Origin of the sequence: Stutzerimonas stutzeri (assembly GCF_009789555.1) — a bacterium.
Taxonomy (GTDB): Bacteria; Pseudomonadota; Gammaproteobacteria; order Pseudomonadales; family Pseudomonadaceae; genus Stutzerimonas; species Stutzerimonas stutzeri_R.
On the sequence record NZ_CP046902.1, the window covers coordinates 2,246,223 to 2,265,805 of the forward strand.

Consider the following 19,583-nt stretch of genomic DNA (forward strand, 5'->3'; position numbering starts at 1 on the left):
GCTGTAGTCGGGAGGGACGTCCGTGCCGTGACGGACGCGTTGCGCTGCTCGTTACGGCACGGCGTAATCGGCGATTACCACGTCCCTGCCGTCGGCTGTCAGGCCGATGACCTGATAGGCCTGTGCCGGTTGGCCGTAGTCCATGCCCGGTGAGCCAGCCGGCATGCCCGGTACGGCGACGCCGACAAGGTCCGAGCGCTGCTTGAGTTCGAGAATTTGCGCGACCGGGACGTGGCCCTCGATGAACTTTCCCCCATCGATGACGCCGGTGTGGCAGGAACCCAGCCGGGGCGCCACCCCGAGGTGTTGCTTGACCGCGCTCATGTTGCGCTCGACATGGTCGCGCACCTCGAAACCGTTGGCCTGCAGGTACTTGACCCAGTCCTTGCAGCAGCCGCAGCTGGCGTCGCGGTGCACGTCGATGATCTCCGCGGCCTGGGCGCTGGCGGCCAGGAACAGACCGGCGAAAAGGGCGAGTTTAGTGTGCATGACAGCTCCTTGAATGAGTCGCTAGTGGCAACCGCAGCGGCTGCCGCAACCGGCGCCGGATGGGGTTCGAGGCGTTGCCTTGGCGTCGAGTCGGGCTGGGTAGCCTGCCTCGACCAGCGCGGCGATCAGTGCCGCATGATCGGCGTCGCCCTCGACGCGAGCCCGGCCAGCACCGAGGTCGACCGCGACATCGGTGACGCCCGCGACAGGGGTCAACGCCTGAATGACATGACGAACACAGGCGCCGCACGTCATGCCCTGTACCTGAAGATCGATAGTGCTCATGAAAACCTCCGCAGCGGCTGGTCAGTCCAGCCTGGCTCGATGTTCAACCTTGCCCACGTGGGAAGGTCAAGCGGCTGTCATGGCGCCTTTTCGCTGCCGTTGACACTAGCGGCCCTCGGCTTTCACGAACCTGAGCGGAAGATTACTTTTCTGTAAGCGTCTGGTTCGTCATGCGGGATCGCTGCACACTTGGCGATGCGTTGAGAGGAGGGGGCATGAAACTTCTGGTCGCTGAAGACGAACCGAAAACCGGCATGTACCTGCAGCAGGGACTGAGCGAAGCAGGATTCACCGTCGACCGCGTGACCACGGGTCCCGACGCCCTGCAATCGGTGCTGAGCGCGCCGTACGACCTGTTGATCCTGGACGTCATGATGCCGGGGCTCGACGGTTGGGAAGTGCTGCGCCGGGTGCGAGCGGCAGGGCATGAAGTGCCGGTGCTGTTTCTGACCGCGCGCGATCGCGTCGAAGACCGGGTCAAGGGGCTGGAGTTGGGCGCCGACGACTATCTGGTCAAGCCATTCGCGTTTTCCGAACTGCTGGCACGGGTGCGCACCTTGCTGCGGCGGGGCCATGCGGCGGCATTGCAGACGCAGTTGAAAGTCGCCGATCTTGAGGTCGACCTGCTCAAGCGACGCGCCGTGCGGGGCGGCCAGCGTATCGATCTGACTGCCAAGGAATTCGCGTTGCTGGAACTGCTGCTGCGACGGCGGGGCGAAGTGTTGCCCAAATCGCTGATCGCCTCGCAGGTCTGGGACATGAATTTCGACAGCGACACCAACGTCATCGAGGTGGCGATTCGCAGGCTCAGGGCGAAGATCGACGACGATTTCCAGCCCAAGCTGATCCACACTGCGCGCGGCATGGGTTACATGCTCGACGTGCCGGATGAACCGTGAGGCGGTTGTCGCTCACCGCCCGGCTCAGCCTCATGTTCATGCTGGCAGTGACCGGCGTGCTCGGTGCGGCGGGCTTTTTCTTCAAGCAGCTGAGCCAGCATCACTTCGACCAGCTTGACCGCCATGCGCTGGAAGAGAAGTTGCAGGCCAGCCGCAGCCTGTTGGCTGGGCTCGACGATCTCTCCGGGTTCGATGCCTTGCGCCCGCAGCTGCAAGCGCTGCTGGGCGGCCACAGCGAGCTGACGGCGCAGATATTCGATGCCCAGGGACGCCTGTTGTTCGCCGATTCTGGGTCAGGGGCGCCGCCGACAGGCGTTCATCCGCATGCCGCTGTCGATGGCGAACTGCAGCGCGAGGGCCGTGTCTGGCAGCGCCAAAGCGGTGAGGTAAGCGTTGCCGGGCAACCGCTGAAGGTCGTGCTCGCCCTTGACGTCACCGCGCACAAGCGTTTCTTCCACACCCTGACCGGCTGGCTCTGGCTGGCCCTGGTGATGTGCGCCCTGGTCAGCGCATTGCTCGGATGGTTGCTGGCACGCAGTGGTTTGCGCCCGCTGAGAGAGGTGACGCAGGTGGCCGCTTCGGTATCGGCAAGGTCACTGACCGAGCGCATTCCCAGCGAATCGACACCGGCCGAGTTGCAGCAACTGGTGTCGGCGTTCAATGCGATGCTCACCCGGCTGGAAGAGGCCTTCGTCAGGCTGTCGAACTTTTCCGCGGATATCGCTCACGAGTTGCGTACGCCGCTCTCCAACCTGATGACCCACACCGAGGTGGTGCTGACGCGGGGCCGCAGTGCGGAAGACTATCAAGACAATCTGTACTCGAACCTGGAAGAGCTGCGCCGGATGGCGCGCATGATCGATGACATGCTGTTTCTGGCCAAGGCCGACAACGGCCTGATCGTTCCGGACGCGCAGTCCATTGAATTGAACGCGCTGTGCGCCCAACTGCTGGATTTCTACCAACTGACGGCCGATGAGCGCGGCATCCGCTTCGAGTTGTCCGGTGATGGCCGGATCAATGGCGATCCGCTGATGTTGCGGCGGGCGCTGTCGAACCTGCTGTCGAACGCCCTACGCTATACGCCTGACGGCGGCGTCATCCATCTGGGCATCGCGTCGGGGCAGAACGGGGTCGCGCTCAGTATCGGAAATCCCGGCGCGAGCATCGCCGAGGAGCATCTACCGCGGCTGTTCGACCGATTCTACCGGGTCGACCCGGCGCGCCGTGAAGGCAGCCCGAGCAATGCCGGGCTGGGGTTGGCGATCACCCGGTCGATCGTCGAGGCGCATCAGGGTGAGATCCGTTGCAGCAGCCGCGACGGCTGGACCGCGTTCGACATCCTGTTTCGCCATCGCGGCTGATCGTCCTCAGCGCATCGAATGGGCGAAGGTGGCCGACGTCCAGCACTGGTCAATCGCTACCCAGCGTGATTGCATCGGAGTGGCCGCCGCTTGTTCGACACTGTGCCTGGAATCATGCCGGGCGCCTCACCGCGGCGCAGGAGTCGTCATGAACATCGAACGATGCGAAGACCTGATCGACTGGACCAGCCAGGTGCACGCCCGGCTGGCCGACTGCATGGCCGAGGGGGCGCAGGCGCGCAGCGACTCGCTGGCCAGGATGCTGCTTGATTATCTGGTGCAGCACGAACGGGAGCTGTCCGCAACCGTTGCACGCCTCAAGCGACACGCCGAACCCCATGCGTTGCAGGTTCGACTACAGGATGCGGTGCGCCCGGACCTGCTGCAGCTTGAACTCGATAGCGAGGCCTACGCCCAGATGAGCGTCGAGGAAATCTCGAAGGACGTCTTCGACCTGCACAACCGGATCATCGATCTGTACCGTTCGCTGGAGCGTCGTCGCGAGTTCGAGCGTGCCCGCGCGTTGCTCGGTGAAATGCTGCGGATGCAGGAGCACGAAACCATGCGCCTGGCGCAACAGATCAATCGTATGCATGAGCTTTGAACCGCCGCCGCAGGCATCGAACGCCAGACGCGACCTCAGACCACGTAGCGCAGGATCGCCACGAAATGCAGCAGGCTGCCGACGATGACGAACAGGTGCCAGATGCCGTGCCAGTGGCGGAAGCGCTGATCGTACGCAAAGAAGATGATCCCTGCGGTGTACGACACACCGCCTGCGACCAGCCAGCTGAACCCGGCGGTGCCGAGTGCGGCGAGCAACGGCTTTACCGCGACCAGCACGATCCAGCCCATGACCGCATAGATGACGATGGACAGCACCCGCGCTTCCGAGCGCGGTTTGATTTCCTGCAACATGCCGATCAGGGCCAGCGACCAGACGATGCCGAATAACCACCAACCCCAGGCGCCTCGCAGGGTGACCAGGCAGAAGGGCGTGTAGCTGCCGGCGATCAGCAGGTAGATCGACAGGTGGTCGAGCTTCTGCATGATCGCTTTCGCGCGCCCCCGTACGCTGTGATACAGCGTCGATGTGCTGTACAGGAGCACCAGGGTGAAGCCGTAGATGGCCACGCTGACGATCTTCGCCAGGTCGCCATCCATGGCCGCCAGGACGAGCAGCCAGACCGTCCCGATCAGGGCCAGCACACCGCCGGCCAAGTGCGTCCAGGCGTTGAATTTTTCTCCGTGGTACATCGGTGTTCAGCCTCGAACCGCTTCGGGTATCAGTTACCCATCAGTACGCCGAATACCTTTTTCGCTACGCTGGTCGCCGCCTGCGCCGGGTTCTGGCGAATCCCGGCTTCCTGTTCGGCAATGATCGTGAAGAGCCCGTCGAGCGCCTGCTCGGTCACGTAGCCTTCGACCGTGCCGTATTTGGCGTCGACCGCACCGAGGCCCGATGCCTTTCCGGCCAGGGCGTTGTACTGCTGGGCGACGCCGACCTGATCGGTCGCCTGCTTGATGATGGGCAGGAATCTGGCGCGGATCTCCTCCCGGCTGGTCTTGTTCAGGTATTGCGTCGCCGAGTCGTTGCCGCCGGCAAGGATCGCCTTGGCATCGGCAACGGTCATCTTCTTGACCGCATCCAGCAGCAAGGCTTGTGCTTGCGGTACGGCTGCTTCGGCTGCCTTGTTCATGCTGGTTTCGAGTTCTTCGACCTGAGCACCCATGCCCATCATCTTCAGCATGCGCGAAGCCTTGCCGATATTGCCTGGCAGCTCGATGCGCACATCGGGGTCCTCGCTGAAACCGCCCGGACGGCCGAGCTGCTGTACCGCAACCTTGGCGCCTTGGCTGAGGGCGTCCTTGAGCCCAGCGCTGGCGTCTCCCTGGCTGAGGTCGTTGAGCGAGAGGGCTTGGGCGCCGGCGCAAAGCAGCAGGCCGGCGATTAGGGAGGTGGTACGCAGCATAGGGATATCCTCTGAGTGATGCGGCGGGCAGGCGAAGAGCTTAAAGCGCCAGGCACTGCCTGCCAAACACTGGCAGCTTGTTGTGGCCGTTTCGTTGATGCAAGCCGGCATACCTGGCGTGCGCGATTCGGTTTCCGGTGATGGTCCGTTCGGACGCCGATGCATCCGGATCGCTCTGTCGATCATCCTCGGGCAGCCACGCCGTTCGCTGTCTGCATCGAGGTTGCTGCCCGCGAGCGGGGAGTCGGATGCCCTGGTGCGGTGCTTGCAGCCTGCGCGCGTTCAGATGCAGTCGCCGGGTCAGGTCGCCTGTTGCTCCTCATCGTGCCGCTCCAGCGCCACCTGGCGGATCGACAGCCTGATCTCGGCGGGCAGCACGCGCTTGGCGACGCCCTCCGCCAACTCGCCCAGTTTGGGATGGTAGCCGAGCTTGCCGGTTTCATCCTGGCGCAGCACGTCCTGCGCCTGCAGGCTCTGGATGAAATGCCTGAACAGACTCTTGTCGAAGAATTCCGGCGCATTCAAGCCATGCAGGATGGACAATCGCTGGGCCATGACCGTGCACAGCGTTTCAAGCTCCTCGGCGTCCAGGGTGTTCTGGCCACTGTTGAGCAGCAGCGAAATGGCCATGTAGAAGCGCTGCAGCGTCTGCACGATGACCCGCGCCAGCAGCGTCAGCAGCACGAATTGGCGCGAGCTAGGCACCGGCCGCACATAGGTGTCGCCATCGACCTTGAGCAGCCCCTGCTCGACGAAGGCCGCCAGCCACTGGTCGACCACCGCTGCCAGCGCCTCCGGCTCCCAGCGAATGAACAGTTCGGCACGCAGGTACGGATACAACGCTTCGGTGAAGCGCAGGATCTGCTCACGACTGATCCGCGAACTGCTCTGGAAGAAACTCGCCAGCAACGCGGGCAGCGCGAAAATGTGCATCACGTTATTGCGGTAGTAGGTCATCAGGACGGCGTTTTGCTCGTCCAGGTAAAGGATATTGCCCAGCGCATCCTTCTGTTCGGCAAGCAGGCCGAGGCCTTGCACATGGTTGATCAATGCCTCGCCGTCGCCGTCAGGCAGCGTGGTGTGAGGCGAGTAGGGCACTGTGCGCAGCAGGTTCTGGTAAAGGTCGAGGGTGCGCGCCAGCGACCGTCGGTCCAGCGCCTGACGGCTGGTGGACAGCATGGCCAGGGCCACCAGGTTGACCGGGTTGACCGCCGCCGCTTCATTGAGTCGCTGTGCGATGCGTTCGGACAGGCGATTGGTGGTCTCGGTGAGCCAGGGCGGCCGGAAGTCCGGCGCCAGGTTCTGTTGGCGCCAGCCAGGCTGCTGCTGTTCGAGGAACTCGTTGAGCTTGAGGGGCTCACCGAAATTCACCCAGACCTGGCCGAAGCGTTGCTTGAGGGCGCCGATGACCTTGAAGATGTCGAATATCGACTCCTTCTTCTTCGCCGCACCGCGCAGCTCACCGAGATACGTGCGGCCTTCGAGCACCCGCTCGTAGCCGATATAGACCGGCACGAAGAGGATCGGCAGGCGCGAGGAGCGCAGGTAGCTGCGCAGCGTGATGGCGAGCATGCCGGTCTTGGGTTGCAGCATGCGCCCGGTGCGCGAGCGACCGCCCTCGACGAAGTACTCCACCGGGAATCCACGGCTGAACAGGGTGTGCAGGTACTCGTTGAAAACCGAGGTATAGAGCGGGTTGCCCTTGAATGAACGGCGCATGAAAAAGGCGCCGCCGCGGCGCAGCAGGCTGCCGATCACCGGCATGTTGAGGTTGATTCCGGCGGCGATATGCGGCGGTGTCAGGCCGTTGCGGAACAACAGATAAGACAGCAGCAGGTAATCGATATGGCTGCGGTGGCAGGGCACGTAGATGACTTCGTGACCCTGCACGGCTTCCTGCAGCGGCTCCAGGTGATTGACCCGAATACCGTCGTAGATCTTCGTCCAGAACCAGGACAGCACCACCTCGATGAAACGCACCACGGTATAGGCATAATCCGAGGCGATCTCGTTGCCGTAGCGCAGGGCGCGGGCTTCGGCCTTCTCCAGCGATATGTTTTCGCGTTCGGCTTCGTCCTTGATCGCCTGGCGTACCTGCGGTGCGTGCACCAGCCCCTTGACCAGGTTGCGACGGTGCGACAGATCGGGGCCGATCACCGCCGTCTTCTGATTGCGGAAATGCACCCGCAACATGCGCTGCGCCATGCGCAGCGTGCGCTCGTGCCCCTTGTTCTGTGCCACCAGTTCGCTGAGCTGGATCGGAGCGGAGAACTGCACGCGGGTCTGGCGCCCGAGCATGACGATGCTGAGTAACCTGCGCAGCCGTCCGGTGACGGCCCAGCTGTCGGCGAACAACAGCTTCCAGGCACTGGTCTCGCGATCTGGCGATCGTCCCCAGAATACGCTCACCGGGATGATCTGCGCGTTGTCCACGGCGTTCTGTTCCAGCGCGCCGACCAGGCGTACCAGCGGTTCAGGCGTGACGGCCCGCGTCCGACGGCCGAACCAGCTCGCGGCAGGGTTGAGGAAAATGAACGCCGACGGTTCGATGTGATCGCCAACCGCCACTTCGGCCACCGGACGCGGCAGTCCTGCTTTGCTGCACTCGTGATCGAGCACCGCCAGATCGCTCAGCGAGGCTCGTTGCAGCACGTAGAACACCGGCTTGCTGCGGTCCAGCTTGAGCGTGAAAGCGGACTGATTGATGGTCTCCGAACGCACCCATACATACAGCAGGCGGCGCACCACGGAGAAGATCAGACGGCGAAGGGGGGATCGGGTCATACGGTCGGTTCGACTACAAAAAGGGGGCAGCGCCCTCGAAGCCGGCAAGTGTGCCGCAAGCGAGGGTGGGGGGCAAAAATGTTCGTCAGAACGGCTTGAAGCCCCCTACACGCCGAACGCTCGCCCTGAACAATAAAACACCCAAGCGCAACGCCCGCCCCAGTTGCAAACCCGCCGCCGCTCTTTTTATAGTCCGGCCCGCACTGGACCTGTCTCGTCGAGCGCCGACGCCGGTCCGTCAGGGGAACGAGTGATGATCGAATTGCATAATCTGACAAAAAGATTTGCCCAGCATACGGCCGTGGATGCGCTTTCATTCAGCGTCCAGCCGGGTGAAGTGCTCGGGTTTCTGGGCCCGAACGGGGCCGGCAAATCCACCACCATGAAGATGCTGACCGGCTTTCTCACGCCGAGCGCCGGTACGGCGCGCATTTTCGGCTGTGACATCCGGACCCGAACGCTGCAGGCCCAGCGACAGATCGGCTATCTGCCGGAGGGTGCCCCGTGCTACAGCGACATGACGGTACGCGGCTTTCTCGATTTCATCGCCGAGGTGCGGGGGTACAGAGGGGCGGACAAGCGGGTGCGAGTCGATACCGCAGCGGGTCAGGTCGAGCTGGACACGGTGCTTGGCCAGTCCATCGAGACCCTGTCCAAGGGCTTCAAGCGCCGCGTCGGCCTGGCCCAGGCGATCCTGCACGACCCGCGCGTGCTGATCCTCGACGAGCCTACCGATGGCCTGGACCCTAACCAGAAGCATCAAGTGCGCGAGCTGATCAAGGGCTTGGCCAAAGACAAGATCGTGATCATTTCCACCCATATTCTCGAAGAGGTCACTGCGGTGTGCAGCCGCGCGGTGGTGATCGCCAGGGGCCGTCTGGTCGCCGATGGCACGCCGTTCGAACTCGAAAGCCGATCCAGGTACCACAAGGCCGTCACGCTGGTCAGCGACGCCCCGCTGGATGAAATCGCCCTGGCGGCATTGCCAGGCGTCGCGGGTGTCGAGCGCAACGAACCGGACCACAGTGTGACGGTGCTGGCCAAGCCGGGCGAGGTCATCTTCGAGCGAATCAATGCATTGATCGCCCAGCAGACCTGGCCGGTCAAAGCGTTGAGCGTGGAGCGCGGACGGTTGGACGAGGTGTTCCGGACATTGACCCGTGGGGAGGCCCTATGAGCCAGTTACCGGTCATCTTCAAACGCGAACTGGCCAGCTATTTCGCCACGCCGCTGGCCTACGTTTTCATTTTTATCTTTCTGGTGCTGTCCGGGGTATTCACCTTCTATCTGGGCGGGTTCTACGAGCGCGGCCAGGCGGACCTCATCCCGTTTTTCAGCTTTCACACGTGGCTTTACCTGTTCCTGATTCCGGCCATCGCCATGCGTTTGTGGGCCGAGGAGCGAAAATCCGGCTCGATCGAATTGCTGATGACATTGCCCATCACCCGTTTCGAGGCGGTCACCGGCAAGTTCCTCGCGGCCTGGGTGTTCGCGGGGATCGCCTTGCTGCTGACCTTTCCCATGGTCGTCACGGTGAATTATCTCGGCGAGCCGGACAATGGCGCGATTGCCGCCGGCTATTTCGGTAGCTGGTTGCTGGCCGGCGCCTTTCTGGCGATCGGCTCGTGCATGTCGGCGTTGGCCAAGAATCAGGTGATCGCCTTCATTCTCGCTGTAAGCGTGTGCTTCCTGTTCATCGTGAGCGGCCTGCCGATGGTGCTCGATGCCTTTGCCTGGGCGCCGCAGTGGCTGGTCGACGCGGTCGCCTCGCTGAGTTTCCTGATTCGCTTCGACGCCATCAGCAAAGGGGTGATCGATCTGCGCGACCTGTTGTATTTCGTCACCTTGATCATTGCCTGGCTGGCGGCCACCGCCGTGGTCGTCGATCTGAAGAAAGCGGCATAAGGACGTGCAGATGAAACGAGTCATGTATTCGGGCGCCGGGCTGTTGCTGATCGCGCTGGCCTTCCTGGCGTTCAACACGTTTTCCAGCCTGGTATTCACCGACGCGAGGCTGGACCTGACCGAGCAGAAGCTTTACACCATATCCGAGGGCACCGAGACCATCCTGGACGGGCTCGAACAACCCATCGAACTGCATTTCTTCTATTCGGACGCGGCCACCAAGGATCTGGTGGCGTTGCGCAACTACGCCCGGCGCGTCGAGGAAATGCTGCGGGCGTACGAGCGCGAGGCCGATGGCAAGCTCAAGTTGCATGTGATCGACCCGCAGCCGTTCTCTGAGCAGGAAGATCGCGCCGCCGAGTTCGGCCTGCAGGCGGTGCCGCTGAACCAGGGCGGCGACACGGTGTATTTCGGCCTCGCTGGCACCAACGCGCAGGGGCAGCGGCAGAGCATTCCGTTCTTTGCGCTGGATCAGGAAGAATTCCTCGAGTACGAAATAAGCCGCCTGGTACAGAGCCTGGCTTCGGCGCAGATGCCCGTTGTCGGTGTGCTTTCCGGATTGCCGATCAACGGCGGTTTCGATATGCGTACCCAACAGGCGACGCCCCCGTGGATGGTGCTGGAGGACATTCGCCAGCTGTTCCATATCGAAAGCCTGAAGCGCGATGTCGACATGATTCCCGCCAGCGTGTCGGTGCTGATGCTGGTGCATCCCAAGGATTTGCCGGAGCAGACGCTTTACGCCGTCGACCAGTTCGTCATGCGTGGCGGCAAATTGCTGGTGTTCGTCGATCCCTACAGCGAAGCCGATCCGGGCCAGGGCATCGGGCCGGGTGAGTTCGGCGAGGGCAGGGCATCGGATCTGGAACCGCTGTTCAGGGCCTGGGGCGTGCGCATGGCGCCCGGCCAGGTGGTGGCTGATGCCTCCTATGCGATGTCTGTCGGGGTGGGTGCCGAGCGCCGCCCGGTCCGGCATCCGGGCTGGCTCAATCTACCGCAGCGCACCATGGATATTGAGGACGTCACCACGGCCTCGTTGGAAAGCCTGACCATGGCCACCGCTGGTTTCCTCGAACCGCTGGAGGGCGCAACGACCCGGTTCACCCCGCTGATCCAGAGTTCCAGCTATGCCATGCCGGTGGAGGCGGAGCGTTTTGCAATGCTGGATAACCCGGCCGAACTGCTGCGCGAGCTGGAACCCACGGGCGAACGGTATACGCTCGCCGCACGTATCCAGGGGCCGGCGCGATCGGCTTATCCGGACGGCATCGAAGGGCGCGAGGATGGCCTGAAGGAAAGCACCAGCATCAATGTCATCGCCGTGGCAGATAGCGATCTGCTGGCTGATCGCATGTGGGTGCAGGTGCAAGACTTCTTCGGGCAGCGCATGCCGCAACCATGGGCGGACAACGGCACCTTCGTCGTCAATGCACTGGATAACCTGTCGGGTACCGACGCGCTGATCAGTGTTCGGTCGCGCGGTCGTTTCGCGCGGCCATTCGGGGTGGTCGCGGCGCTGCAACGGCAGGCCGAGAACCGCTTCCGCGAGAAGGAAGAAGTATTGCAGGAACGGCTGGCCGCTACCGAGGCGCAACTCGCCCAGTTGCAGGGGCCGAACGCCGAAGGCGCGATAGAGCTTACAGCCGAACAGCAGACCGCCCTGCAGGGCTACATGCAGGACAAGCTGCGGATTCGCAAGGAGCTGCGCGAGGTGCGCTATCAGCTCGACGCCGACATCGAAACGCTGGGACGAACCTTGAAGTTTTTCAACATTGCGCTGGTCCCGTTGGTACTGACCCTGGGGGTGCTACTGCGCGGGTTGTGGCGTCGGCGCAGGAGCGGGTGATCGTCCGATGCTCTGCGAGCCGTACGTCGACGATTTTCGCCGGCTGGAGCCCGGCGATGCAGGGGTATTGCCGGCTATCGAGGCGATGAAAAACCCCAGGAGGCGTAATCGTCCTGTTCTATACTGGCCGGCGGTCATTCTGAAATGCGCGTGTCACGCCTGCTCCGGTATATTGCCCTGGCAGGCGGGCTACAGTGGGTCAGCCTGATCGTCCCTCCCGAACGGGAATAATAAGAATCGAGTTGGAGAAGTAGGAATGGCTGAGCGCGAGACCGGAACCGTCAAGTGGTTCAACGATGCCAAGGGTTATGGATTCATCCAGCGTGGCAGCGGTGCGGATGTTTTTGTTCACTACCAGGCTATTCGTGGCGAAGGCCACCGTTCTCTGACCGAAGGTCAGCAAGTGGAATTTTCGGTGACTCAAGGCCAGAAGGGCCTGCAGGCCGAGGACGTGGCAGGGCTCTGAGAGCCGTCTACGCACAGCGCGGCCCGTCGATCGATGGGCTCTGCATCCAGACGAAAGCCCCGGTCCTTGGCCGGGGCTTTTTTCGTCTGAAGCGCTCTCGCTTGGGCCGGACGGCGATACGCGGCTCGTTGGACCGGTGCCCGGCGCCACAACGGCGTTCGCCGGGCCGGAACGCAAAACCCCGCCACAAGGCGGGGTTCGTCGTTGTACGCCAGGGCGTCGTTACATGTTGGGGTAGTTGGGGCCCCCGGTGCCTTCCGGTGCGACCCAGGTGATGTTCTGTGCCGGGTCCTTGATGTCGCAGGTCTTGCAATGCACGCAGTTCTGCGCATTGATCTGGAAGCGCTTGCTGCCATCGTCGTTGTCGACCACTTCGTACACGCCGGCCGGGCAGTAGCGCTGCGCGGGCTCGTCGTACAGGGGCAGATTCTTCTCGATCGGAATGCTCGGATCGGTCAGCTTGAGATGGACCGGCTGCTCCTCCTCATGGTTGGTATTGGACAAGAATACCGAGCTGAGCTTGTCGAAGCTGAGCTTGCCGTCGGGCTTGGGGTAATCGATCTTCTTCGATTCGGCGGCGGTCTTGAGGCAGGCATAGTCCGGCTTGGTATCGTGCAGCGTGAAGGGTATCTTGCCGCCGAAGATGTTCTGATCGATGAAGTTGAACGCGCCGCCCTTGACCGCGCCCCACTTGTGAATCGCGGCGCCGAAGTTACGGCTGGCATACAGCTCCTGGTAAAGCCAGCTGGCCTTGAAGCCCTCTTCATATCCGGTCAGTTCGTCACCGCCCTCGCGACCGGCGAACAAGGCATCGGCCACCGCCTCAGCCGCCAGCATGCCGGACTTCATCGCGGTATGGCTGCCTTTGATCTTGGCGAAATTCAGCGTGCCCGCATCGCAGCCGATCAGGGCGCCGCCGTTGAAGATCATCCGCGGCAGGGAATTGATACCGCCCTTGGCAATGGCGCGTGCGCCATAGGACACGCGTTTGCCGCCTTCCAGATACTGGGCGATCACCGGATGGTGCTTGTAGCGCTGGAATTCGTCGAACGGCGAGAGGAACGGGTTGCTGTAGGACAGGTCGACGATCAGGCCGACCACCACCTGGTTGTTCTCGATGTGATAGAGGAACGAGCCGCCCGTGTTGTCGTCGTCCAGCGGCCAGCCGGCGGTATGAACGACCAGACCTGCTTCGTGCTTGGCCGGGTCGATGTCCCACAGTTCCTTGATGCCGATGCCGTAGTGCTGCGGGTCGACATTGGCGTTGAGCTGGAAGCGATTGATCAGTTGCTTGCCGATATGGCCACGGCAGCCCTCTGCGAACAGGGTGTACTTGGCGCGCAATTCCATGCCCGGGGTGTACATGCCTTCCTTCGGATTGCCTTCACGGTCGACACCGAGGTCGCCGGTGAGAATTCCGCGAACCACGCCTTGCTCATCGATGAGCGCTTCCTGTGCCGCGAAGCCGGGGTAGATCTCGACACCCAGGTTCTCGGCCTGCTGCGCCAGCCAGCGGCAAAGGTTGCCCAGCGAGATGATGTAGTTGCCTTCGTTATGCATGGTTTTCGGAACCAGTGCATTGGGCAGCTTGCGGGCGGCTTCGGCGCTCTTGAGCAGGTAGATGTCGTCGCGCTTGACGGGCGTGTTCAGCGGCGCTTCGAGCTCTTTCCAGTTGGGGAAGAGTTCGTTCAGCGCGCGCGGCTCGAACACGGCGCCAGATAGAATGTGGGCGCCTACTTCGGAACCCTTCTCAACGACGCATACGCTGATTTCCTTTCCGGCATCGGCGGCTCGTTGCTTCAGTCGGCAGGCAGCGGACAGGCCCGCGGGGCCGGCGCCGACGATCACTACGTCGAATTCCATGTATTCGCGTTCCATTGGCTATCTCCTACTCAAGGCTTGATTGTTTTATAGATAGTGGAGGGCTGGATCGTTTCCCTGACCAGGCCGAGCTGCGGCATTATATATAGACGCCGGAAAGGGTCCAATACAAACGTTTGTTTGAATTTCTCGTCAGCCTGCTAGAATCCGGAAACTGTGGCTTATAGTGGGGTATTTGCGTTATTGACCCCGGCTATTGCCTGCAGTCAAGATACGGGCAGTTTTGCGCTCGCCGAACTGGTCCAGCCCCCGCTTTGACGGCCCGGACCTCGAGCATGGCTCTATTCGCCTCGGCGAACTTCTATTCACCGGAGAGTAACGAGGAATCCATGAAGATTCTTGTAGCTGTCAAACGAGTGGTCGATTACAACGTCAAGGTCCGCGTCAAGGCGGACAACTCCGGCGTCGACCTCGCCAACGTCAAGATGTCGATGAACCCCTTCTGCGAAATCGCCGTGGAAGAAGCCGTGCGCCTGAAAGAGAAGGGCGTTGCGAGCGAGATCGTCGTGGTTTCCATTGGCCCTACCGCTGCCCAGGAGCAACTGCGTACCGCGCTGGCGCTGGGTGCCGATCGCGCCGTGCTGGTCGAATCGACCGAAGAGCTCAATTCCCTGGCCGTTGCCAAGCTGCTCAAAGCCGTTGTCGACAAGGAGCAGCCGCAGCTGGTCATCCTCGGCAAACAGGCCATTGACAGCGACAACAACCAGACTGGCCAGATGCTCGGCGCGCTGACCGGCTTCGCCCAGGGCACCTTCGCCTCGAAGGTCGAAGTGGAAGGCGACAAGGTCAAGGTCGAGCGTGAAATCGACGGCGGCGCGCAAACCGTCGCACTGAACCTGCCGGCGATCGTGACCACCGACCTGCGCTTGAACGAACCTCGCTACGCGTCGCTGCCGAACATCATGAAGGCCAAGAAGAAGCCTCTGGAAGTCCTGACTCCAGACGCGCTTGGCGTGTCCACCACCTCCACCGTGAAGACCCTGAAAGTCGAAGCGCCGGCGGCTCGCAGCGCCGGCATCATGGTCAAGTCCGTGGCTGAACTGGTCGAGAAACTGAAGAACGAGGCGAAGGTAATCTAAATGACTATCCTGGTTATCGCTGAACACAACAATGCCGTTCTGGCTGCTGCGACGCTCAACACCGTAGCCGCTGCCAAAGCCATCGGTGGTGACATTCATGTGCTGGTTGCCGGCAGCGGCTGCGGTGCCATCGGCGAAGCGGCAGCCAAGATCGAAGGCGTCGCCAAGGTGCTGGTCGCCGACGATGCGGCCTACGCTCATCAACTGCCGGAAAACGTCGCACCGCTGATCGCCGGCCTGGCCAAGGATTACAGCCACGTACTGGCCGCCGCGACCACCAATGGCAAGAATTTCCTGCCGCGTGTCGCCGCCCAGCTGGATGTCGATCAGATCTCCGAAATCATTGCCGTTGAAAGCGCCGATACCTTCAAGCGCCCGATCTATGCCGGTAACGCCATCGCGACCGTGCAGTCGAGCGCGCCGATCAAGGTCATCACCGTTCGTGCAACCGGCTTCGATCCGGTCAATGCCGAAGGCGGCTCGGCCAGCGTCGAGCAGGTATCCGGCACGGGCGAGGCGGGTGTGTCTGCGTTCGTCGGCGAAGAACTGGCCAAGTCTGACCGTCCTGAGCTGACCGCTGCCAAGATCGTCATCTCCGGTGGCCGCGGCATGCAGAACGGCGACAACTTCAAGCATCTGTATTCGCTGGCCGACAAGCTCGGCGCCGCAGTCGGTGCCTCGCGCGCGGCGGTCGACGCCGGTTTCGTCCCGAACGACATGCAGGTCGGCCAGACCGGCAAGATCGTCGCGCCGCAGCTGTACATCGCGGTGGGCATCTCCGGTGCCATCCAGCATCTGGCCGGTATGAAGGATTCCAAGGTGATCGTCGCGATCAACAAGGATGAAGAAGCCCCGATCTTCCAGGTAGCCGATTATGGCCTGGTGGGCGATCTGTTCGAGATCGTGCCGGAGCTCGAGCGCCTCGTCTGACCGAGCCGCTTCGAAAGAAACCCGCTCTTGCAGCGGGTTTTTTTATGGCAGCTCGGTTGCGTTGGCCGATGCTAATATCCCGCTTGGCCCGTCTGGTGCCTGTCCGACCCAAACCGATGAGGTTCTCCATGCATTGTGCCGTTGCGCTGAAAACCACCTTGCTCGCCCTGCTGTTGGCTACACCGTTGGCGGCGAGTGCGGCGGCTGCCAAGTGTGACCGGCTGATCGCGACGGGTGGTGCCGATAATCCGCCGTTCCTGTGGCGCGATCCGCAAAACCCCAAACGCCTGGTCGGTGCGAATGCCGATCTGCTGAAGAGGATCGCCGACTCGCTCGATCTCAAACTCGAGCTTCTTTATACCGGCGATGCCGACAAGGCGCTCGAGGAAGTGCGCAGCGGCCGCGTCGATGTGTTGGCCGATGCGGTGCTGGGCGTACAGGAATTGGCGCACCTGGATTTCATTCATCCCTCGATCACGGCCTTGCAAATGTCGGCCTGGGTGCGCAATGAGCCGGGTTTCCTCTATTCCAGCCGCGAAGAACTCATTGGCCGCTCGGGCACCTATGTCGCGACGACGCGTTTTGATCAGACATTCCAGGCGTACGCCAAGGACCATCTTCGCTTGCGCTCGGCGCCCAGCCTGGGCGATGCCGTGCAGAGCCTGTTGGCCGGCACGACCGATTACGTGCTGCACGAGCGCTACAGCGCAGTAGCGCAGGCCGGTTCGCAGGGACTGCTGGACGAGATACAGCGGCTGGAGCCGCCAGTGACCACTCGCGGCATGCATTTCGCGGTCGCGCACGACTCTGCCTGCAACGGGCCGTGGCTGCGCGGACAGCTCGCGATTAAAATGACTCAACTGCGCGCCGCCGGGCTGCCGCAGCAGCTGCTGGCGGAGAACCTCGAGCGCTGGAAGCAGCAACCGGCACCGCCTCGCCCTTCGCAACGCTAGGACTCTCACTTGATAAAACATCTTTGCTGCCTGCTTGTGCTGTCGATGATGCTCGGCTGCGCCAACGATCCGGCACCCACGGCACAGCTGCGTCTTGCCGAGCAGGCGGTGACCCAGGCGCGTTCGGTCGGAGCTTCGGAGCACACGCCGGAGCTGGCCCTGGCCGAAAAAACGCTGACGGCCGCGGTAGTGGCCATGAAGGACCGCGACTACCGGGCAGCGCGTCTGCTGGCAGAGAAAGCGGAACTGGACGCGCGGCTGGCAGAGGCCCGCGTACTCAACGAGAAGAGCCAGCAGGCGGTCGCAGAATTGAACCGGCGTATCGCTCGGCTACGTGAGCAGTTGGGGGAGTTGCAGTGAAGCCCGTCGTTCTTGCCACCGTATGGCTGCTGGCGTTCGCTGGACTCCAGGGCTGTACGACACAGCGATCGCAACATCAGCTCGACGACGCCAGCAGGGTCTTCCAGGGCGCCAGCGAAGATCCGCAGATCCTTCACGATGCCCCGAAGGACTTGATGCGCGCTGCCGAGTCGCTGGAGCGTGCCAAGCGCTTTGCCGACTACTGGGGTAGCGCCGAGGACGTCGAGCATTATGCCTACCTCAGCACCCGCTACAGCGAGATCGCTCGCCAGCACAGCGAGGAGATGCAGAACCAGCGGCGCGCCACTCATCTGGCGATGGAGCATGAGCGTCTGCGGCAAGCGCTGCAGGAGGCCAGATTGCTCGATCTGCAACAGCAGGATCGTTGGCTGGAGGATCAGGTTATCAACCTGGCAGCGGCGGAAACCGATCGCGGGCTGGTCATGACGCTCGGCGATGTCCTGTTCAAGGCGGCCAGCGCCGACCTTGGGCCTTCGGCCAACCGTACGCTGCTCAAGGTCGTGCATTTCCTTCAACTCAACCCCAGCCGCAGGGTGCGTATCGAGGGGTACACCGACAATCGAGGCGACGCGACCGAGAACCTTGCGCTGTCCGAGGCGCGTGCGCAGGCAGTGGCCGACTTCATGCAGAGCCTGGGCGTCGACGCGCGACGGATCGAGGTGATTGGCTATGGCGAGCAATTTCGCATAGCCGAGAACGCATCGGCGCGGGGACGGGCGCAGAACCGTCGGGTGGAAATCCTGTTTTCAGACGAGCAAGGACGCCTCAGCAGCCCTCGTTGACTTCAGGTTGGCCGCTGACGGCAAACGTAACCGACTGTGTCGGCGAGTTAGCGCATAACTGTATTGGTCGTGTGTAACGGTGTTGTACTACTGTTATGGTCCAGTTGGCGGAGACGGACCCAATGACCAATCTGTTGCTTTATCAGCGCATCGCACACCAGCTCGCTGAAGACATCCGGCGCGGCGTCTATCGTCCGGGCGAGCGCGTGCCCTCCGTACGCAAGATGAGCATGCAGCTGAACGTCAGCCATGCGACGGTGCTGCAAGCCTATGCCAACCTCGAAGACCAGGGGATGATCCGGGCGCGTCCGCAGTCGGGCTTCTATGTCCATCACACGCCAGCGTTGACCGCTCCCACGCCCGACATCGCACAGGTCGAGCGGCCGACCCTGGTCACACGCAGCAGCATCATCAATCAGGTGCTCAGCGAGTCGCGCCGCGACGGACTTATCCCGCTGGGAGCCGCCGTTCCTCATGTGGATTATCTGCCGGCGCGTGCCCTGCACCAGCAACTCGCCAAGATCACGCGGTTCCAGAGCCAGCGTGCCTTCAGCTATATGTTCAGCCCCGGCTATGAGCCGCTGCGCCGACAGGTGGCGATCCGCATGCGCGACGCCGGCGTGGTCGTCGGGCCTGACGAGGTCGTCATCACCCATGGTTGCGTCGATGCGCTGCAAATGTCGCTGCGTGTCCTGACCAAGCCAGGCGATCTGATCGCGGCGGAGTCGCCCAGCTATTACGGCTTGCTGCAACTGGCCGACCTGCTCGGGCTAAAGGTCATCGAGATTCCATGCGATCCGGATACCGGGCTCAGCCTCGAGGCGTTGCATCTGGCCGCGAGCCAGTGGCCGATCAAGGCGCTGGTCCTGACCGCGCGGCTAAGCAACCCGCTCGGGGGCAGCGTGCCCGATGCACGGCAGAAACAGTTGCTCAAACTGGCGGCGAATTTCGACATTCAGGTGGTCGAAGACGATATCTACGGTGAATTGCTGTTCGACGCGGGATCGATCAAGGCGCTCAAGTCCAATGACCGCGACGGGCGCGTGATCTATTGCTCGAGTTTTTCGAAGACGATTTCACCGGGCGTGCGCATCGGATGGATCATTCCGGGTCGCTATCGGGAAGAGATACAGCGGCTGCAGACCTTCAGTACTCATTCGGCCTGTAGCGTCACGCAGATGGGGGTTGCGGCGTACCTGGAGAACGGGGGCTACGATCGCCATCTGCGTTACATACGCCATGAGTACCGGAAGAATCTGAGTGCCTTCCAATTGGCGGTGCAGCGCTACTTTCCCGAGGGCACCCAGCTGACGCGTCCGACCGGTGGCTTCATTCTCTGGGTCAGTCTGCCGGCCCGGGTGAATACCCAGGAGCTGCATGTGCAGGCGCTGGAGCGGGGAATCAGCATCGCGCCGGGCCTGATTTTCAGCAACACCGAGCAGTTCAATCACTGCGTGCGGCTCAATTGCGCGCTGCCCTGGACCGATGAGGTGGAGCGCGCGCTGAAGACCCTGGGTGAACTCGCCGGGGCGCTGTGCCGGCAGTCGAACTGACGGATCGATGAGG

Annotated in this window: 19 protein-coding genes; 13 read left to right on the top strand and 6 right to left on the bottom strand. The window is 62.4% G+C overall.

The genetic code is table 11. The features are described 5' to 3' along the window. Window positions 1–51 precede the first annotated feature (51 nt). Both GQA94_RS10435 and GQA94_RS10440 read right to left on the bottom strand, forming a co-directional pair. Window positions 52–489, bottom strand: a complete 438-nt coding sequence (locus tag GQA94_RS10435; protein ID WP_158187955.1) for a DUF411 domain-containing protein — start codon at window positions 487–489, stop codon at window positions 52–54. A gap of 21 nt (window positions 490–510) precedes the next feature. Then, window positions 511–774 (bottom strand): heavy-metal-associated domain-containing protein, encoded by a 264-nt coding sequence (locus tag GQA94_RS10440; protein WP_158187956.1) that lies wholly within the window; start codon window positions 772–774, stop codon window positions 511–513. Between the two features lie 215 nt (window positions 775–989). Between GQA94_RS10440 and GQA94_RS10445 the strand changes: the two genes are divergently transcribed. From GQA94_RS10445 to GQA94_RS10455, 3 genes are all read left to right on the top strand, one after another. Beyond that, window positions 990–1,673, top strand: coding sequence for a heavy metal response regulator transcription factor (locus GQA94_RS10445; RefSeq protein WP_158187957.1), 684 nt, complete (start codon window positions 990–992; stop codon window positions 1,671–1,673). After that, complete coding sequence (locus GQA94_RS10450; protein ID WP_158187958.1) at window positions 1,670–3,037, top strand: heavy metal sensor histidine kinase; 1,368 nt, start codon at window positions 1,670–1,672, stop codon at window positions 3,035–3,037. Before GQA94_RS10445 ends, GQA94_RS10450 begins: the two co-directional genes overlap by 4 nt. Window positions 3,038–3,185: 148 nt before the next feature. Then, window positions 3,186–3,641 (top strand): hypothetical protein, encoded by a 456-nt coding sequence (locus GQA94_RS10455; protein ID WP_158187959.1) that lies wholly within the window; start codon window positions 3,186–3,188, stop codon window positions 3,639–3,641. A gap of 35 nt (window positions 3,642–3,676) precedes the next feature. Here GQA94_RS10455 and trhA read toward each other — a convergent pair whose 3' ends face one another. The 3 genes from trhA to plsB form a co-directional block, all read right to left on the bottom strand. After that, on the bottom strand, window positions 3,677–4,294 hold the full coding sequence (gene trhA, locus GQA94_RS10460; RefSeq protein ID WP_158187960.1) for a PAQR family membrane homeostasis protein TrhA: 618 nt from the start codon (window positions 4,292–4,294) through the stop codon (window positions 3,677–3,679). Between the two features lie 29 nt (window positions 4,295–4,323). Next, complete coding sequence (locus GQA94_RS10465) at window positions 4,324–5,010, bottom strand: DUF4197 domain-containing protein (RefSeq protein WP_158187961.1); 687 nt, start codon at window positions 5,008–5,010, stop codon at window positions 4,324–4,326. A gap of 300 nt (window positions 5,011–5,310) precedes the next feature. Further along, window positions 5,311–7,794, bottom strand: coding sequence for a glycerol-3-phosphate 1-O-acyltransferase PlsB (plsB, locus tag GQA94_RS10470; RefSeq protein WP_158187962.1), 2,484 nt, complete (start codon window positions 7,792–7,794; stop codon window positions 5,311–5,313). Between the two features lie 253 nt (window positions 7,795–8,047). On the opposite strand from plsB, the gene GQA94_RS10475 reads away from it, so the two are divergent. From GQA94_RS10475 to GQA94_RS10490, 4 genes are all read left to right on the top strand, one after another. Next, on the top strand, window positions 8,048–8,971 hold the full coding sequence (locus GQA94_RS10475) for an ABC transporter ATP-binding protein (RefSeq protein ID WP_158187963.1): 924 nt from the start codon (window positions 8,048–8,050) through the stop codon (window positions 8,969–8,971). Beyond that, window positions 8,968–9,699 (top strand): ABC transporter permease subunit, encoded by a 732-nt coding sequence (locus tag GQA94_RS10480; protein WP_158187964.1) that lies wholly within the window; start codon window positions 8,968–8,970, stop codon window positions 9,697–9,699. The genes GQA94_RS10475 and GQA94_RS10480 overlap by 4 nt, the downstream gene beginning before the upstream one ends. 10 nt (window positions 9,700–9,709) lie before the next feature. Further along, window positions 9,710–11,545, top strand: a complete 1,836-nt coding sequence (locus GQA94_RS10485) for a GldG family protein (protein ID WP_158187965.1) — start codon at window positions 9,710–9,712, stop codon at window positions 11,543–11,545. A 256-nt stretch (window positions 11,546–11,801) separates the two neighbouring features. After that, complete coding sequence (locus GQA94_RS10490) at window positions 11,802–12,011, top strand: cold-shock protein (protein WP_045162757.1); 210 nt, start codon at window positions 11,802–11,804, stop codon at window positions 12,009–12,011. 222 nt (window positions 12,012–12,233) lie between these two features. Here GQA94_RS10490 and GQA94_RS10495 read toward each other — a convergent pair whose 3' ends face one another. Then, window positions 12,234–13,889: an electron transfer flavoprotein-ubiquinone oxidoreductase gene (locus GQA94_RS10495; RefSeq protein ID WP_158187966.1), complete on the bottom strand. Its 1,656-nt coding sequence runs from the start codon at window positions 13,887–13,889 to the stop codon at window positions 12,234–12,236. A 332-nt stretch (window positions 13,890–14,221) separates the two neighbouring features. Here GQA94_RS10495 and GQA94_RS10500 point away from each other — a divergent pair, with 332 nt between their 5' ends. The 6 genes from GQA94_RS10500 (at window position 14,222) to GQA94_RS10525 (ending at window position 19,570) form a co-directional block, all read left to right on the top strand. Beyond that, the gene (locus tag GQA94_RS10500; protein WP_158187967.1) at window positions 14,222–14,971 is read left to right on the top strand and encodes an electron transfer flavoprotein subunit beta/FixA family protein; all 750 of its coding nucleotides are present in this window, start codon (window positions 14,222–14,224) and stop codon (window positions 14,969–14,971) included. Next, window positions 14,972–15,901, top strand: a complete 930-nt coding sequence (locus GQA94_RS10505) for an electron transfer flavoprotein subunit alpha/FixB family protein (RefSeq protein WP_158187968.1) — start codon at window positions 14,972–14,974, stop codon at window positions 15,899–15,901. Window positions 15,902–16,029: 128 nt separating this feature from the next. Beyond that, window positions 16,030–16,854, top strand: a complete 825-nt coding sequence (locus tag GQA94_RS10510) for a substrate-binding periplasmic protein (RefSeq protein WP_158187969.1) — start codon at window positions 16,030–16,032, stop codon at window positions 16,852–16,854. A 48-nt stretch (window positions 16,855–16,902) separates the two neighbouring features. Further along, the gene (locus tag GQA94_RS10515; RefSeq protein ID WP_158190081.1) at window positions 16,903–17,214 is read left to right on the top strand and encodes a DUF4398 domain-containing protein; all 312 of its coding nucleotides are present in this window, start codon (window positions 16,903–16,905) and stop codon (window positions 17,212–17,214) included. Continuing rightward, window positions 17,211–18,017, top strand: coding sequence for an OmpA family protein (locus GQA94_RS10520; RefSeq protein WP_158187970.1), 807 nt, complete (start codon window positions 17,211–17,213; stop codon window positions 18,015–18,017). The genes GQA94_RS10515 and GQA94_RS10520 overlap by 4 nt, the downstream gene beginning before the upstream one ends. A 122-nt stretch (window positions 18,018–18,139) precedes the next feature. Beyond that, the gene (locus tag GQA94_RS10525) at window positions 18,140–19,570 is read left to right on the top strand and encodes a PLP-dependent aminotransferase family protein (RefSeq protein ID WP_158187971.1); all 1,431 of its coding nucleotides are present in this window, start codon (window positions 18,140–18,142) and stop codon (window positions 19,568–19,570) included. Window positions 19,571–19,583: the final 13 nt, after the last annotated feature.

What these genes read in the sequence shown, in the direction of transcription:
- GQA94_RS10435 (WP_158187955.1), bottom strand. Translation starts at nt 489, where the DNA reads ATGCACACTAAACTCGCCCTTTTCGCCGGTCTGTTCCTGGCCGCCAGC.
- GQA94_RS10440 (WP_158187956.1), bottom strand. Translation starts at nt 774, where the DNA reads ATGAGCACTATCGATCTTCAGGTACAGGGCATGACGTGCGGCGCCTGT.
- GQA94_RS10445 (WP_158187957.1), top strand. Translation starts at nt 990, where the DNA reads ATGAAACTTCTGGTCGCTGAAGACGAACCGAAAACCGGCATGTACCTG.
- GQA94_RS10455 (WP_158187959.1), top strand. Translation starts at nt 3,186, where the DNA reads ATGAACATCGAACGATGCGAAGACCTGATCGACTGGACCAGCCAGGTG.
- trhA (WP_158187960.1), bottom strand. Translation starts at nt 4,294, where the DNA reads ATGTACCACGGAGAAAAATTCAACGCCTGGACGCACTTGGCCGGCGGT.
- GQA94_RS10465 (WP_158187961.1), bottom strand. Translation starts at nt 5,010, where the DNA reads ATGCTGCGTACCACCTCCCTAATCGCCGGCCTGCTGCTTTGCGCCGGC.
- plsB (WP_158187962.1), bottom strand. Translation starts at nt 7,794, where the DNA reads ATGACCCGATCCCCCCTTCGCCGTCTGATCTTCTCCGTGGTGCGCCGC.
- GQA94_RS10475 (WP_158187963.1), top strand. Translation starts at nt 8,048, where the DNA reads ATGATCGAATTGCATAATCTGACAAAAAGATTTGCCCAGCATACGGCC.
- GQA94_RS10480 (WP_158187964.1), top strand. Translation starts at nt 8,968, where the DNA reads ATGAGCCAGTTACCGGTCATCTTCAAACGCGAACTGGCCAGCTATTTC.
- GQA94_RS10485 (WP_158187965.1), top strand. Translation starts at nt 9,710, where the DNA reads ATGAAACGAGTCATGTATTCGGGCGCCGGGCTGTTGCTGATCGCGCTG.
- GQA94_RS10490 (WP_045162757.1), top strand. Translation starts at nt 11,802, where the DNA reads ATGGCTGAGCGCGAGACCGGAACCGTCAAGTGGTTCAACGATGCCAAG.
- GQA94_RS10495 (WP_158187966.1), bottom strand. Translation starts at nt 13,889, where the DNA reads ATGGAACGCGAATACATGGAATTCGACGTAGTGATCGTCGGCGCCGGC.
- GQA94_RS10500 (WP_158187967.1), top strand. Translation starts at nt 14,222, where the DNA reads ATGAAGATTCTTGTAGCTGTCAAACGAGTGGTCGATTACAACGTCAAG.
- GQA94_RS10505 (WP_158187968.1), top strand. Translation starts at nt 14,972, where the DNA reads ATGACTATCCTGGTTATCGCTGAACACAACAATGCCGTTCTGGCTGCT.
- GQA94_RS10510 (WP_158187969.1), top strand. Translation starts at nt 16,030, where the DNA reads ATGCATTGTGCCGTTGCGCTGAAAACCACCTTGCTCGCCCTGCTGTTG.
- GQA94_RS10515 (WP_158190081.1), top strand. Translation starts at nt 16,903, where the DNA reads ATGCTCGGCTGCGCCAACGATCCGGCACCCACGGCACAGCTGCGTCTT.
- GQA94_RS10525 (WP_158187971.1), top strand. Translation starts at nt 18,140, where the DNA reads ATGACCAATCTGTTGCTTTATCAGCGCATCGCACACCAGCTCGCTGAA.